10 protein-coding genes and 2 tRNA genes are annotated in these 13949 nt (G+C 72.3%); 5 read left to right on the top strand and 7 right to left on the bottom strand.

Features of this window, described 5'->3' with window-relative positions; all coding sequences use genetic code 11:
- Positions 1 to 25: 25 nt before the first annotated feature.
- Positions 26 to 379, bottom strand: a complete 354-nt coding sequence (locus ACIRVH_RS15735; protein ID WP_403952903.1) for an HGxxPAAW family protein — start codon at positions 377 to 379, stop codon at positions 26 to 28.
- Positions 380 to 460: 81 nt separating this feature from the next.
- Between ACIRVH_RS15735 and ACIRVH_RS15730 the strand changes: the two genes are divergently transcribed.
- Both ACIRVH_RS15730 and ACIRVH_RS15725 read left to right on the top strand, forming a co-directional pair.
- The gene (locus ACIRVH_RS15730) at positions 461 to 952 is read left to right on the top strand and encodes a MarR family transcriptional regulator (RefSeq protein ID WP_403952900.1); all 492 of its coding nucleotides are present in this window, start codon (positions 461 to 463) and stop codon (positions 950 to 952) included.
- Positions 953 to 1068: 116 nt separating this feature from the next.
- Positions 1069 to 1620 (top strand): hypothetical protein, encoded by a 552-nt coding sequence (locus tag ACIRVH_RS15725; protein ID WP_403952897.1) that lies wholly within the window; start codon positions 1069 to 1071, stop codon positions 1618 to 1620.
- 22 nt (positions 1621 to 1642) lie between these two features.
- On the opposite strand, the gene ACIRVH_RS15720 is transcribed toward ACIRVH_RS15725, so the two are convergent.
- Both ACIRVH_RS15720 and ACIRVH_RS15715 read right to left on the bottom strand, forming a co-directional pair.
- Positions 1643 to 3493: a peptidoglycan-binding protein gene (locus ACIRVH_RS15720; protein ID WP_403952895.1), complete on the bottom strand. Its 1851-nt coding sequence runs from the start codon at positions 3491 to 3493 to the stop codon at positions 1643 to 1645.
- Between the two features lie 54 nt (positions 3494 to 3547).
- Positions 3548 to 5431, bottom strand: a complete 1884-nt coding sequence (locus ACIRVH_RS15715; RefSeq protein WP_403952893.1) for a PhoX family protein — start codon at positions 5429 to 5431, stop codon at positions 3548 to 3550.
- Between the two features lie 419 nt (positions 5432 to 5850).
- On the opposite strand from ACIRVH_RS15715, the gene ACIRVH_RS15710 reads away from it, so the two are divergent.
- On the top strand, positions 5851 to 6855 hold the full coding sequence (locus ACIRVH_RS15710) for a helix-turn-helix domain-containing protein (RefSeq protein WP_403952891.1): 1005 nt from the start codon (positions 5851 to 5853) through the stop codon (positions 6853 to 6855).
- Positions 6856 to 6959: 104 nt separating this feature from the next.
- On the opposite strand, the gene ACIRVH_RS15705 is transcribed toward ACIRVH_RS15710, so the two are convergent.
- From ACIRVH_RS15705 to ACIRVH_RS15695, 3 genes are all read right to left on the bottom strand, one after another.
- On the bottom strand, positions 6960 to 7313 hold the full coding sequence (locus ACIRVH_RS15705) for a VOC family protein (RefSeq protein WP_403952889.1): 354 nt from the start codon (positions 7311 to 7313) through the stop codon (positions 6960 to 6962).
- A 99-nt stretch (positions 7314 to 7412) separates the two neighbouring features.
- Positions 7413 to 7485: transfer RNA gene (locus ACIRVH_RS15700), tRNA-Arg, on the bottom strand.
- Positions 7486 to 7712: 227 nt separating this feature from the next.
- Positions 7713 to 7803, bottom strand: a tRNA-Ser gene (locus tag ACIRVH_RS15695).
- A gap of 182 nt (positions 7804 to 7985) precedes the next feature.
- Here ACIRVH_RS15695 and ACIRVH_RS15690 point away from each other — a divergent pair.
- Both ACIRVH_RS15690 and ACIRVH_RS15685 read left to right on the top strand, forming a co-directional pair.
- Positions 7986 to 8516 (top strand): SSI family serine proteinase inhibitor, encoded by a 531-nt coding sequence (locus ACIRVH_RS15690; RefSeq protein ID WP_403952888.1) that lies wholly within the window; start codon positions 7986 to 7988, stop codon positions 8514 to 8516.
- Positions 8517 to 8781: 265 nt separating this feature from the next.
- Complete coding sequence (locus ACIRVH_RS15685) at positions 8782 to 13251, top strand: PAS domain-containing protein (protein ID WP_403952885.1); 4470 nt, start codon at positions 8782 to 8784, stop codon at positions 13249 to 13251.
- A gap of 22 nt (positions 13252 to 13273) precedes the next feature.
- Here ACIRVH_RS15685 and ACIRVH_RS15680 read toward each other — a convergent pair whose 3' ends face one another.
- Positions 13274 to 13858, bottom strand: coding sequence for a TetR family transcriptional regulator (locus ACIRVH_RS15680; protein ID WP_403952882.1), 585 nt, complete (start codon positions 13856 to 13858; stop codon positions 13274 to 13276).
- Positions 13859 to 13949: the final 91 nt, after the last annotated feature.

Below are 13949 nucleotides of genomic sequence, written 5' to 3'. Positions count from 1 at the left end.
GCCCTGCGGGCGGCCCGGAGGGGTACTACGATTCGGCGCGAACCTCGCCCTGCGCCACGGGCACCGGCGCCGCGTTCGCCGCGCTCCGCCCCCGCCCCGCCAACCGGCACGCCACGCATCCGGTGTGTCCCTCCCGGGCCCGGGTGTCGCGGACCCGCATCCCCCACTGGTCGCGTGGCCGCACACCCGGCGGCTTGCCCCAGCCGGACAGGTGGAGGAGCCAGGTGACCAGGGCGCTCACGGCCACGATCACCAGTCCGCCCACGACGGCCGGCACGGAGGCCGTGCACACCCCCAACCCCACCCCGCCGCTTCCGACGGCAGCGATGGCGACGCCGGTCCAACCGGCGATCGTGTGACCCTCGTCGTACAGACTCATGGAACCGCCTCCAGGGCAAGATCCCTCACGGGCTAAGACATTTACGACCCGAATATCTCACGAGCTAAGGGATTACGAAAGATGGACGGCACACCCCGACCGCCTGCCACCCCGGGCCAGGCGCTGTCGGCGATGGACCACCTCATCGCCGCCCACCTGATCGGACAACAGGAGCTGGCCCGGCGGCTGGGACTGAACGTCACCGACCTGACCTGCTTCGCCTTCGTCCTGGAGGCCGGCGAGGACCTGCTCACGGCCGGCGACCTCGCGGCCCGCGCCCACGTGACCACGGGCGCGGTGACCGGCATCCTCAACCGCCTCGAACGCGCCGGCTACGTCACCCGCCGCCCCGACCCCGCGGACCGCCGCCGGGTGCGCGTCGCCGCCGTACCGGCCGCCGTGACCCGCGTCGAGGCCGTGTACGCGGGCCACTACAAGCGCCTGACGAGCCTGTTCGCCGACTACTCCCCCGGGGAACTGGCGGTCATCACGGACTGGTTCACCCGGGCGACGGCGCTGGCCCACGACTACCTGGAGAAGCTGAACCGGAACGACCCGGCAGAGGAGTGCTGAGACCCTCCCTCCATATTCCGGCCTTGACTCAAAATCATCTTTAGGTGAGCCTTACCTAAGTCAAGCTGGGAATGTCCAAGGAGTCGTCTGTGTCCGTGCTGCCCTCGGAGCCCTCCGTGTCCTCTCAGGCAGCGCCCCTGCGGCGACTGGGCTTCTACGACACCTGGTGGACGGTCGCGGCCGCCGCACTCGCCGCCTGCCTCGGCCTCTCGGCCTGTGCGTGGATATCCGCGCACCTGCACGTGGACGCCGCCCTGCGCACCGTGGCGCTCTTCGCCCACCTGGCCTCGCTCGCCCTCGGCTTCGGAGCCGTCCTGATGGCCGACTACTGGGCACTGCTGTGGCTGACCGGCCGGTGCACCCTGCACGACGCCCTCACCAGCACGGCCCGCCTCCACGTCCCGATCTGGACCGGCCTGGCGGGGCTCGTGGTCAGCGGCGTGATGCTCCAGCCGGACCTCGGCTCCACCCCCACCCGTATCAAGCTGGGGCTGGTGCTCGCCCTCACCCTCAACGGCCTGCAGGCCGGGCTCCTCGACAGACGCATGGCACAGCGGAGCACCACCGCCCTCACCACGCGCCTCCTGGCTCGGGGAGCCGCGACGGCCCTGGTCTCCCAGGCCTGCTGGTGGGGCGCCGTGCTCATCGGCTTCCGCAACAGCCACTGACGCGCCCCGAACCGCGCAGGACCTAGAACCTGCCCTGGTTCAGCGCGGTCTGCAGCGCCTTCACCGTCGCGGGGCCCCAGGCCCCGTCCACGGTCAGACCGGCGCCGGTCATCTTGTTCAGATGGCTCTGCAGGGCCTTGTACGTGGCCGGCCCGGTGATGCCGTCCTCGGTCAGACTCGCTCCCGCCCACACGTTCAGGTGGTGCTGGAGCGCGCGCTTGGACTCCGTGCCCCACTGGCCGTCCACGGTGACGCCGATCGCGCGCTGCGTGGCCCTGATGGTCGCGGGCCCGAAGCTTCCGTCCACGGTCAGACCGGCGCCGTCGTCGATGTACGCGAAGTAGGCGGACTCGGTGGCAGGACCCCACAGGCCGTCACCGGATGTGCCCACCTTGTCCTGGAGCCAGCGCACACCCGCGTCCGTCTTCGGCCCCCACAGGCCGTCCTCGTCCAACGCCGGGCTGTAGCCGAGGCCGTTGACCGCCCACTGCTGGGACTTCACCGAGCGCACCGACGTCATACCGCCGCCCCCGCCGCCCGAGCCCCCGCCCGTGTAGGCCTTGTACGCCGCCTCGGTCCCCGGACCCCACAGACCGTCGGCGCCCGTGCCGACCTTGTCCTGGAGCCAGCGCACACCCGCGTCCGTCTTCGGCCCCCACAGGCCGTCGACGTCCAACGCCGGGCTGTAGCCGAGGCCGTTGACGGCCTGCTGCTGGGCGGCCACCGAGCGGACCTGGGTCATGCCGCCGCCGGAGGCGCCGCTGGAGTCACCGGTGACCCCCGCCGTCCCGTACTCGATGGAGCGGACCGTCGCCACCATGCCACCTTGCACCCACGCGCGCAGCTGGGCGCCGGGGCAGTCGGTGGAATTGCCGGGCAGGCCGCCGTGATAGGTCTTCTCCAACGTACGGCCGGTCATCAGATTCGCTTCCTCGTAGAGGGCGCGGATGGCGGACAGCGCGTGGTCCGTCGCGTCGCCGCTCTCACCGATGAAGCAGACCCCGATATGGCTGGTGTTGTGTCCGTAGGCGTGCGCACCTTGCACGTACCAGCCCCGGCCTTCGAATATCCGGCCTTCCGTGTCCACCAGGAAGTTGTAGCCGATGTCGGACCAACCGTTGGAATCCATGTGGTAGTTCTGGATCTGCCGGACCGTCTGGGTCGTCGGGCCGTCCGAGTAGTGGACGGTGAATCCCGTTCTGGCGCTCAGATCCACGGGGGTGATGTCCTTCGGCGGCCGTGCGCCCCACTGGCTGCGGGAATAGAGGTAAAGCGTGTCGTCGGGTCCGGCACCGGTACCCGATCCCGGGGTGATGAAGTCGCCGCGCTGGACGTAGGGATAGAGGTTTCCGGGGCAGGCCGTGTAGGTGGTGCGCACGTCCTTGTGGCCCTTGATCTGGAAGCCCGCGTCACGGTCCTGCAGGAATTTGATCATTTCCTTGAACGCCCGGGCCATTTCGGGAGTGACCGGGTCGTCCGCGCCGATCAGGCCCAGGATGGCGTAGTAGTTCTGATTGGAGCCCGGGACCTCCTTGTCGTTCGCCGCGGACCGCCGGTCGAACCCGCGTCCCTCGAAAACGACGCCGTGCTGGCAGATGACGAAGTTGTACGGGATGTCGTCGTACGCCGGTTCCTTCCGGATGATCCCCGTCTTGCTGAGATCCAGCTCGAGCTCGTCGATGAGGTCGTAGTACATCGAGTTCTTCTGGATGTCCCTGACCTGTCCGGCGCATCGGTCGTGCGGGTCAGTGGCGACATTGCCCGCCCCCTCGTGATGGACGACGACTCCGCCCAGCCACGGCATGAAGGAATCCGGGTCGATCTTCTTCGGGGGCAGCGCACCCCATTCGTCGCGGTAAATGATGTCAACCATGTCGTTCTCCTGGGCTCCTGGACTCGTGCTGCGGTGAGTTCTCGTGATCGGCGGTCACACCCCGCCGATCACGCCCCCGTCCACCCGCCGGACCACGACCGTCGCCGAGCGCGGCCGGCCCTGCGGATCGCGGTCGGGCCAGTCGCTGACCGCGCACGGGTCGTCGGGGGTGGGGGCACCCCACGCGGCCGTACGTGAGCCGGGGTGCTGGACGGTGACGAAGAGGGTGCGCCGGTCGGGGGTCGCGGTGACGCCGGTGATCTCCGCTCCGCGCGGGCCGGTCAGGAAGCGGCGGATCTCGCCGGTGGCCGGGTCGGCGACGAGCACCGCATTGTTCCCGAGGCGCTCGTGACCGGTCTCGGCACGGTTCAGGGCGTACGACGAGACGCCGGTCTGGATCCAGAGCCGCCCGTCGGCGTCGAACCACAGGCCCTTGGGCGAGCCGAACACGCTCGTGTCGTCGAGTCCGACGCTCTCGTCGTGGGCCGGGTCCCCGGCGAGCACGAAGACGTCCCAGCGGAACCCGGACACCGTGCCGTCGCCGCTACCGCCGTCGACAGCCTCCTCCCGCCAACGGACGATGTGCCCGTACGGGTTGGAGTCGCGCGGACCGACCGCGGGGCGGCACGCGGTACCCGAGGCGGAGCCGCAGTGCCGGCCGCCGGGGCTGTTGGCGAGGGCGAGGTAGACGGTTCCGTCGGCCGGAACGATCGAGGTCTGCTGGGGCCGGTCCAGCGGGGTCGCCCCGAGCGTGTCCGCGGCCTGCCGGGCCCGCAGCACGACATCGGCCTGGTCCTGCCAGCCGTTGTCCGGGGTGAGCGGGCCCGTGCCGTGCGTCAGCGGCAGCCAGCGGCCCGTGCCGTCGTCCTCGAACCGGGCCACGTACAGGGTGCCGTGGTCCAGCGGGCTGAGGCCACGCGCGCGCAGCCGGCGCCAGGTGTCCCGGCTGACGAACTTGTAGAGGTAGCCGCCGTTCTCGTCGTCGCCGCTGTAGACGACGACCCGGCCGGCGGCCTCGGTGACGGTCGCGCCGACGTGCTGGAAACGGCCCAGTGCGGTGCGCTTGACCGGGGTGGCACGGGGTGCGCGCGGGTCGATCTCCACGACCCAGCCGAACCGGTTCACCTCGCCCGGGTTGACCGCGAGATCGAAGCGCGGGTCGGCCCGGTGCCAGCGGTGGCCGTGGCCGGCCGCGCCGATGCCGTACCGCTTCTGCGCCCGGGTGGGCCGCCAGCCGCGGTCGTCGGTGCCGAAGTAGCCGCTGACGTTCTCTTCACAGCTCAGGTACGTGCCCCAAGGGGTCACGCCGTACGAGCTGTTGCCCAGCGTCCCCACCGGGGCCGCACCGGTGCGCAGCGCGGGATGGTCGGCGCGTACCGGACCCGAGAAGGTGACCGGGGTGGTGCCCGTGACACGTGTGTTGTGCGCGGAGTCGACGACGGTCCAGGTGTCGCCGCTCTCGCGCACCTCCAGCACGCTGAGGCCCTGCGCGGCGAGGGACTTGGCGACCTTCTCCCGCGTCGTCTCGGCACCGCCGTCGCGGTGCAGCAGCGCGGCGTCGGTGGCCTCGTGCCCGATCACGAGCGTCCCACGCCGGTTGCCGCGGGGGCCGTTGTCGTACGGGAAGAAGTGCACCCCACTGTGGTGCGTACCGATCTGCAGGGCCTGCTCGGCGGCGCTGTTGCCGCCGTCGGCGCGCCAGCGCGGGCGGTGTCCGCGCACCGGCTGCCCCCAGGGCGCGAGCGTCTGCACCGAGTAGCCCCCCGGCACGGTCACCGTGTCCGCCGTGCTCGCCCGGACAGCGGCGAAGCCCAGGCGCCCTCTCGCTCCGGCCGGCGGCTCCGGCTGTGGGGCGGCGGAGGCGGGAGCGGAGGCGGAGAGGCCGAGGAAGGCGGCGAGGGCCGCGGTGCCGCCGACCATGACGTGGCGACGTGACACGGAGGCCGCCACGACCTCGTCGAACGAAGGACCTTGCACTGACATGTTCGCCGCCAAAGGGGAGTTGGCCCGCTGAGGCCAGGGGCCGGCCAGGAGTGAGGAACGAGCGGCCCGCGTCGCACGAACGCGGCGGGCGGGCAGCCTGGTCGAACGGCTGCGCGGGGGCTCGCGGCCTCGAATGTAGGTCAGCGGAGGGGAGTTGCCCGGCCGCGAGGCGTCCCGAGACGGCCGACGACGTCCCGCATCTGGGCGGGACGCCCCTGAGACGGCCGGGGAGGGGGTGAGGAGGGACACCGGAAGAGGGGAGAGTCACGCCCGCGCGGCGGACAGTCCCCTTTACCTACGCGCGATAATCTCCCCGCTCAACTGCACTGATAGTGACCGAAAACTGATCGTGACCGAAACAGGGGGGACAGTAGATGTCTGGTGATCAGGGGGGTGGCGGCGAGCCGTCCGGCAGAGAACGGCTCGCCGCCGAGATGCGGCGGCTGAAGCAGGAGTCCGGGCTCAGCTTCGGTCGGCTGGCGGACAGGACCCACTACAGCCGTTCGTCCTGGGAACGCTTCCTGAACGGGAAGCAGTTGCCGACCCCGGTCGCCCTGCAGGAGTTCGCGGCCGTCATGGAGGCGGACGCGGAGTACCTGACGGGGCTGCTGGAACAAGCCACGGGAGCGGGAGACTTCGGCGACGAGACCACGGTGGACGAGAGTCCCCCCGAGGGGATCCCGCCGGCCGGGACACCGGCGACCGCCACCACCACGGACAACGAGACCTCGCCCGCCGGGACCTCCGCCGACAAGGCCCCGGTGGACGACACCACGGTGGACGGTCCGCCACCGGAACCGGTCTCCGCGTCCGAGTCCGCGTCCGCCGACCGGGACGGGAAAACCACCACCCGGACCTGGCGGACCAACCTGCGCCGGGCCGGGCTGGTCGCCACCGGGGCCCTCGCGGGCAGCCTGGTCACGGTGGCCGTGTTCACCGGAGCGCAGGCCACCTCCCGCTCGGACGGCACGGACTCCGCCTCCCGCGGGGAGAACCTCGCCCGGCACAGCCCGAAGCCCCCGAGCGCCGGCTGCTCCCACGACACCTGCCTGCGGCGCGACCCCCAGGCCATGGACTGCCAGTGGGATGCGACGACCGCCCGGGAGACCTGGCTGCGCGGCATGCACATAGAGCTGCGCTACAGCCGGGCCTGCGGTTCGGTCTGGGGGCGCATCGAGAACGGCGCGGTGGGCGACTCCGTCACCATCAAGGACAAGTACGACCTTCAGCAGTCCGCCACGATCCGGGTGGACCGCGACACGTACACGAGCATGCTCGCCGTGGCCGACGGAGCGCCGCCGACCACGATCACCATCTGCGGCACGATCCCGAAGTACCACGCGATGGAGTGCTCACCCGAGGGCTCGATCCAGCCCTGATCGAGCCGTCCTGGGGACAGCGAAGGGCCCGGAGCGAAGTCCCCGGGCCCTTCCTTGGCCGGCGTTCGATCACCACGTCAGGCCATTGGGACACCGGCTCGGCTTCACTGAGGTCGTCGGCCGAGGAGGCAGAACTCGTTGCCTTCGGGGTCTGCCATGACAACCCACGACTGGTCGCCCTGACCGATATCGACACGCTGTGCGCCAAGGGCTTCGAGGCGAGCCACCTCGGCGTCCTGATCATCGGGCACGAAGTCGAGATGCAGTCGGCTCTTGCCCTTCTTGGGCTCGTCGAGGAGGACGAACTCCAACCCCGGCGAGCTGTCCGGCTCCGGGCGGATCGCGAACTCCACATCAGAGGTGTGGACCACCACCCAACCAAGAGCCTCGGCCCACCACTGCCCCAGGGCCGCCGGATCTGCCGCGTGGACGATGACATGGTGCCATTTCAAGGTCATCAGCCGAGCCTACGTCTGCCGAGGCGCGGTTGCTGTAGAGCTGCCGCATGCCTCTGGAACGCCGAAGGCCCCGGATCTCTCCGGGGCCTTCAACCTGTGTGCACTCGGCAGGATTCGAACCTGCAACCTTCTGATCCGTAGTCAGATGCTCTATCCGTTAAGCTACGAGTGCTTGTTTTTCGTCTTCGCTCCCGGCCCTTTCAGCCCGCTCGCGGCGACAGGAAGAACATTACATGACTGCCGCCGTCATGTGAAATCCGATTCACGCACCCCTTGTGACCTGCGAAAACACTGATCTGGCGGGTATGAGGAAGATCCGCGGACGGTCCGGGTTCGTCCGCGGAACACCCCGGGAACACCGAAGCCCCGGTCCTGGGGACCGGGGCTTCGGGATCGGTGCGGAGGCGGAGGGATTTGAACCCTCGATGGGCTTTAAGGCCCAAACCGCATTAGCAGTGCGGCGCCATAGACCGGACTAGGCGACGCCTCCAGCACAACCATTCGCGCGAGCGCGCGATCGGTGCGTGCAGATGATGACACAGTCGAGCGTGGTGTCACCAATCGGCTCCCACGGTACTAGGCGCGGGGGCCGCAGGGCAAAGGGCTTCCCCGGCGGGGCGGCAGGTCCGGGGCCCGGCGCAACGTCCGGGGGGCGCGCGCGTTGGGCAGGGCATGGTCTCTGTCTTGTCGATCGCCCCGCGGGGCGCACTGGCGGTGTCCCGCACCGCCGCCGCCTCGCTCTCGTTCTCGGTCCTGTCACTGGTCGGCCTCGACGCCGTACCCGCCGCCGCTGCCGCGCCCGCCGCTCCCGCCCTGCCCCCGCCCGTGCGGCCCGAGGACCGGGGCGGTGATCACCTCACCGTCGTCGTGGAGCACGCCGGCGCGGAGCGGGACGGGACGTACGAGGTGTCCTGTCATCCCGGGGCCGGGAATCACCCGGACGTGGCGGGGGCCTGCCGGGTGCTCGACTCGAACACTCGCTGGGGGCGCGACACCTTCGCCCCGGTGGCCTCCGGCAGCAGCTGCACCATGCTCTACGGCGGCCCGACCACCGCCCACGTGACCGGCACCTGGGCCGGCCGCCCGGTCGACGCCTCGTACGACCGCAGCAACGGGTGCGAGATCGGGCGGTGGGACCGGATGGTGCCCCTGCTGCCGAGCGTCGGTTCGGCCTCGGGTTCGCCCTCGGATTCGCTTCAGTAGGGGCTTCGGTGCTTCTCATGGTGTTTCTTGGCGGAATCACCGGCCTCGTAAAGGTCCCGCGAAGGTCCTGGGGAGCCGGGGCCGGAACCGGGGCGCCCATCGGGCATACGGTCACATGTTCGCCGTCACTTCCTCGTGCGACCTCCCTCTCATCCGGCGTCGCGAGCGCAACCCGTGCCCTTAGACTCCCTCGCGTGACACGCTGCGGGCCGGTTGGCAAGATGGCCCGAGCGGTCGGAAAGCGGTAACAGGGAGGAAGCGTCTCGTGAGCAGCAGGCCATCCCGAGGCGCTGCTCGCCTCGCAGCCATACTCGACGCGCTGCCCGACGCGTTGGTGCTGGTCAACGCCAACGGAACCGTCGTCAACGCCAACACCATCGCCCTGGAGGCCTTCGAGGCCCCGGGCACCGCCCTGGTCGGGCGCGGGCTGCTCGATCTGCTGCCGCAGTTCGACTCCCGGCTCATCCCCGGCTCCATGCGGCGCCCCGATCACATGGATCCGCAGGGGCGGACCAAGCCCACGCGGATGATCGCGCGGCGGACCGACGGATCCGAGTTCCCGGTCGAGGTCACGAGCGCGAACCTGGAGAACGGGCAGCAGGCGTACGACGGTTACGGCTACACCGGCGACGAGCTGCTCATGATCGTCGTGCGGGACCTGTCCGGGACCGTGGACACCGAGGCCGAGCTGGCCCGCTCGCAGCGGCAGACCGAGATGATCCTGCGGGCCGCGGCCGAGGGTGTCGTGGGCACCGACACCGACGGGCGGATCGTGCTGGTCAACCCGGCCGCCGCCCAGATACTGGGCTACCGGGCCGGTGAGCTGGGCGGCAAGGAGCTGCACACCCTCGTGCTGCACTCCCGTCCCGACGGCTCCCCCTTCCCGTACGAGGAGTCGCCGCTCGCCGACACCCTGCGCTCCGGGCGCAAGCACCGGGTGCGCGGGCAGGTGCTGTGGTCCAAGGGCGAAAAGAAGGTAGCCGTCGACCTGACCACCGCCCCCGTGCGCGATGGCGACCAGCTCGTCGGCGCCGTCATGACCTTCACGGACCGGCGGCCGTACGACGCCCTCGCCGAGGAGAAGGACGCGCAGGAGAAGGCGCACACCGAGGAGCTGGAGCGGCTCTCCGAGGAGCACGCCTCCGACCTGACCGCGCTGCGCCAGAAGCACGTCACCGAGGTCGACGGACTGCGCGAGCAGCACCAGGAGGAGCTGGCGGCCGGCGAGGATCGGTACGCCGCGCTCGCCGAGCGGGAGAAGGACCGGTACGAGGCCCTCTCCGGGCGGCACGAGCAGCTGCTGACACTGCTCGGGCAGTCCCTGCGCGGACCGCTGGACGAGCTGCGGCGCGAGCTGGCCGCCCTGGCCGCGGACGACGCCGGGCAGCTGTGGCCCGAGGCCAACCAGGTGCTGCACCACCTCTCGGCCGGCTACTCCCGCATCACCGCCCTCATCGACAACGTCCTCGGCTACCAGCGGCTGGACGCGGGCACCGAGGACATCACCCGTACGAAGGTGATGCTCGACGCCGTCGTCGCCGCCGGTGTGGACGGGGCCGTCGAGCTGATCGGGCCGGGCCGCGTCCAGTTCGCCGTGCACGCGCCGCCCATCGAGGCCGAGGTCGACCCGCAGCGGCTCGCCACCGCGCTCGCGCATCTCGTCGCGGACGTGGCGGGCGTCGACGCCACCGGCAACACACCCGTGTCCGCGGGCGGTTACCTGGACAACACCGTGGTGGTCGCGGCCGCGCAGCGCGGTGAGGTCGCGCGTATCGAGGTGCGCGGACCCTACGCCGGGGGAGACCCGGTGCACGAGCCGATGGTGCGCGGGATCGTCCGGGCGCACGGCGGTGTGCTGCAGACGCACGAGGTGCCGGGCATGAGCGGCAGCGCGTACGTCCTCGAAGTGCCGCTCGGCGGTGGCGCCGGGGCGGTCGCCGCGCAGGCCACGGCCCCCGAGGACACCGCTGCCGACGTTGCCGCAACCGCCGAGCAGACCACCGGCGGCGGTCGGCGGCGGGCCCGGCGGGCCTCCACGGACGCCTTCCTGGAGAGCGACACCCCCGCTGAGTCCGGTGACGGCGAGGCGGAGGCGTCCGTGCCGACCGGGCGGCGCCGAAGGCGTGCGGCGGCCGCCGTCGAGGCGGCTCCTCCGGTCGCCGTCGAGGCTGCGGAGACCGCGTCCGGCGGGACCGGGCGGCGGCGCGGACGGTCCGCCGAAACCGACGCCGGTGATGAACAGGACGCCGTGTCCGAGGGTGCCGTGGTGACCGCGGCCGAGCATGCCGCAGGCACCGCCGCGACGGGCAACGGACTCGGCGGCACCGTGCCGCCGCAGGGCGTGCCCGCGCCCACGGGCCGCCGGGCCAGGCGGGACTCCGGCGCACCGCAGGCCGCCCTGCCGCCCGCGCTGCCCGCGGCCGGTACCGAGCCCGCGCAGCCCGTTCCGGCCGAGGCGGCCGCGGACGAGCAGCCCACCGGGCGGCGTCGGCGTGCGCTGGCCGCCGCCGCGGAGCGGGCCGCCGCGCAGGAAGCGGGGGCCCGTACGGTCTTCGCGCTGCCCCCGGCCGAGGCCGACCGCTCACCCGAGTCCGCCGACGCGGCGGCCGGTGTGGGGACGGCCGTGGCACCGGGCCCGGATGCCCAGGTCCCGGGTCAGGTGCGGGGGGCCGCTCAGGGAGGTCCCGGCGAGGACGGCCGGCATGACGCCGTACCGCTCGACCAGGCCGAGGACCACACCCCGCCCCAGCCGCACCCCACGACCGCACCGACCGGCCGCCGCCGACGGGCCGTGGCCCATCCGGGCGAGCCCACGGAGACGACGGCCCCGGTGGCCGCTGCTGATCCCGGCGCCCCTGGCCAGGCCGTTCCGGCGCTCCCGGCTCAGGCGACTCCCGTACCGGCCGCTCCCGGGCAGCCGGTGCAGCCCGGCCAGGTTCCGCAGGCTGCTCAGGTCGCCGCGGGCCACCCGACCCCGGGGCACGGGATTCCGGCGCAGGGCACGGGCGCGCCGACGGGGGCTGCGGGTCAGTCCGGCGTCGTCGCGCCGGCCGGTGTCACGGCGCCGGCCGGTGTCATGGCTCAGCCCGGTGTCGTAGCTCAGCCCGGTGTGGCAGTCCAGGCCGCCCCCGCGCAGCCGGTTGCCGTGCCCAACGCCGCCGTGCCCGCGCAGGGCACCGTCGGTCAGGGCGTACCGGTTCCGCCGGGCCGGCCGGTTCCGGCGCAGGTGGTGCCGGGCCAGCCCGTGCCCGCTCAGCCCGTACCGGCGAAGGCGCAGGCGCAGACCCCCGCCGCCCCCGCCCCGGCGGCGCAGACCACCCCGCCCGCCGGTACCCCGGCCGCGCCCCAGCCCGGTCAGCCGCTCCCGGCGGAGGCGGCTCCCGTTCAGGTGCCGGCAGGCCAGGGTGCGCCGACGCCGGCCGCAGGCACCCCCGCGGGCGCCGTCCCCCAGCAGTGGCCCGGCGCCGACGGCACCTCCGGTGCGGGCGTCCCGGCACAGCAGACCGCCACCCCGGCACCCGGCACCCCGCTCCCGCCGGAGCACGCCGGTGTCCAGCGGGCGGCGGCTCAGCCGCTGCCCGCCGAGGCCGCGGGGCCCGCGGTCGACCCCAACTCCACCCAGGGCCGGGCGATCAGTGTCCGCACACTGGGCCAGGGCGTGCCGTTCTCGCGGCAGGCCGCGCAGGTGCAGCAGCCGACGGCGACCCCGCCCCCGCACGCGCCGGGCGGTTCCGGCCGCCGGCGGAAGCTGGGCACGCCGCCCGACCCGGCCGCGCGCCAGGAACCGCAGCCGGAGCAGGCGGCCCGCCCGCATCCGCCGGCCGAACCGGTGCCCGCGCAGCCCTCGCTCGCGGGGCAGTCCCGGCTCGCCCCGGCCACCGAGGGTGCCGGTCGGTCGTACGCCATAGGCGCCCCGGACGCGAACGCGGCCGAGGGGCCCGAGCCGCTGGACGGCCCCGGCGGGGCGGTCGAGATCGCGGACATGCCGCGGCCGCAGCCGATGGACGACGAGCTTCCCCCCGAGCCGCTGGACAACCCACGCCGGCTGCTGGTCTGGCCCGCGCCGGACGTGACGACCCAGCAGGCGCTGAGCGACCGCGGCTACCGGCCGGTCATCGTGCACTCCCGCGAGGAGGTCGACGCGCAGATCGCGGCTTTCCCGGCCGCGCTGTTCGTGGACCCGCTGACCGGGCCGATCACCCGTACCGCGCTGCAGTCGCTGCGCCAGGCGGCGGTCGCGGCCGAGGTGCCGGTGCTGGTCACGGCCGGGCTCGGGCAGGCGACGCGCGAGGCGGCGTACGGCGCCGATCCCGCCGTGCTCCTGAAGGCGCTGGCGCCGCGCGACAGCGAGCAGCATCCGCCGCGGGTGCTGTTGATCGAGGAGCACGCGGAGATCGCGCTCGCGCTGACGTCGACGCTGGAGCGGCGTGGGATGCAGGTGGCGCGGGCCGCGAACGACAACGACGCGGTGACGCTGGCCGGGCAGCTCAGGCCGAACCTCGTGGTGATGGACCTGATGCAGGTGCACCGGCGGCAGTCCGGGATCGTCGACTGGCTGCGTGCGAACGGGCAGCTCAACCGCACCCCGCTGGTCGTCTACACCGCCGCCGTCGACCCGGCCGACCTGCCGCGGCTGGCCTCGGGCGAGACGGTGCTGTTCCTCGCGGAGCGGTCCACCAGCAACGAGGTGCAGAGCCGGATCGTGGACCTGCTCGCGCGGATCGGGACCAACTAGCCCGTCTCCTCGGGCGCCGGGGTCAGCGTGCGACCAGCCGCCGGGCCGCCTCTCTGATCGAGGCGCGCAGGCGGTCCCGGTCGGTGTCCTCGGCGCCCGCCACGATGCGGCGCATCTGGGGGACGACGGCGGCCCAGTTGGCCAGGGCGATGAGCAGGAAGAGCAGGTCGCGGGCCGGGATCGCGTCGGTGATCACGCCCCGGTCCTGGCCGTCGCGCAGTGCGTCGATCTTCTTGCGGTAGTGCTCCCGGCGCTCGCTCTCGTCGGGCAGTTCGGCGTTCCCGCCGTACTCCAGGCCCTCCCAGAAGAGCAGGCGGAGCACCTCGGGATGGGCGGAGTGATAGTCGATCACGCGGTCGACCCAGCCCTCGATGTCATCGGGGTCGATGGGGACGGCGACGGCCAGATCGAGCATCGACTTCCCCAGGACCTGCGTGAACAGCTCCGCCTTGTTGCCGAAGTAGGCGTAGATCAGCTGCTTGTTGGCCTTGGCCTCGGCGGCGATGCGGTCGATGCGGGCGCCCGCGATGCCGTGCCGGGCGAACTCGGCGACCGCCGCGTCGAAGATGCGGGCCCTGGTGGCCTCGGGGTCCCTGACTGCTGCCATGCGGCCAGCGTACCCGGCAAGTAACCAACCGTTTGGTTGACAGGGAATTGCGAGAAGGCGCACTCTGTTGAGGCATCCAACCAACCAGTTA

Source organism: Streptomyces sp. NPDC101165 (assembly GCF_044768135.1).
Taxonomy (GTDB): domain Bacteria; phylum Actinomycetota; class Actinomycetes; order Streptomycetales; family Streptomycetaceae; genus Streptomyces.
Note: the sequence above shows the minus strand (reverse complement) of the source record. Positions and strands in the feature narration are given on the sequence as shown.

Bases quoted from the DNA above. Each gene is read 5' to 3' on its own strand.
- ACIRVH_RS15735 (WP_403952903.1), bottom strand. From the start codon at position 379: ATGAGTCTGTACGACGAGGGTCACACGATCGCCGGTTGGACCGGCGTC.
- ACIRVH_RS15730 (WP_403952900.1), top strand. From the start codon at position 461: ATGGACGGCACACCCCGACCGCCTGCCACCCCGGGCCAGGCGCTGTCG.
- ACIRVH_RS15720 (WP_403952895.1), bottom strand. From the start codon at position 3,493: ATGGTTGACATCATTTACCGCGACGAATGGGGTGCGCTGCCCCCGAAG.
- ACIRVH_RS15710 (WP_403952891.1), top strand. From the start codon at position 5,851: ATGTCTGGTGATCAGGGGGGTGGCGGCGAGCCGTCCGGCAGAGAACGG.
- ACIRVH_RS15705 (WP_403952889.1), bottom strand. From the start codon at position 7,313: ATGACCTTGAAATGGCACCATGTCATCGTCCACGCGGCAGATCCGGCG.
- ACIRVH_RS15690 (WP_403952888.1), top strand. From the start codon at position 7,986: ATGGTCTCTGTCTTGTCGATCGCCCCGCGGGGCGCACTGGCGGTGTCC.
- ACIRVH_RS15680 (WP_403952882.1), bottom strand. From the start codon at position 13,858: ATGGCAGCAGTCAGGGACCCCGAGGCCACCAGGGCCCGCATCTTCGAC.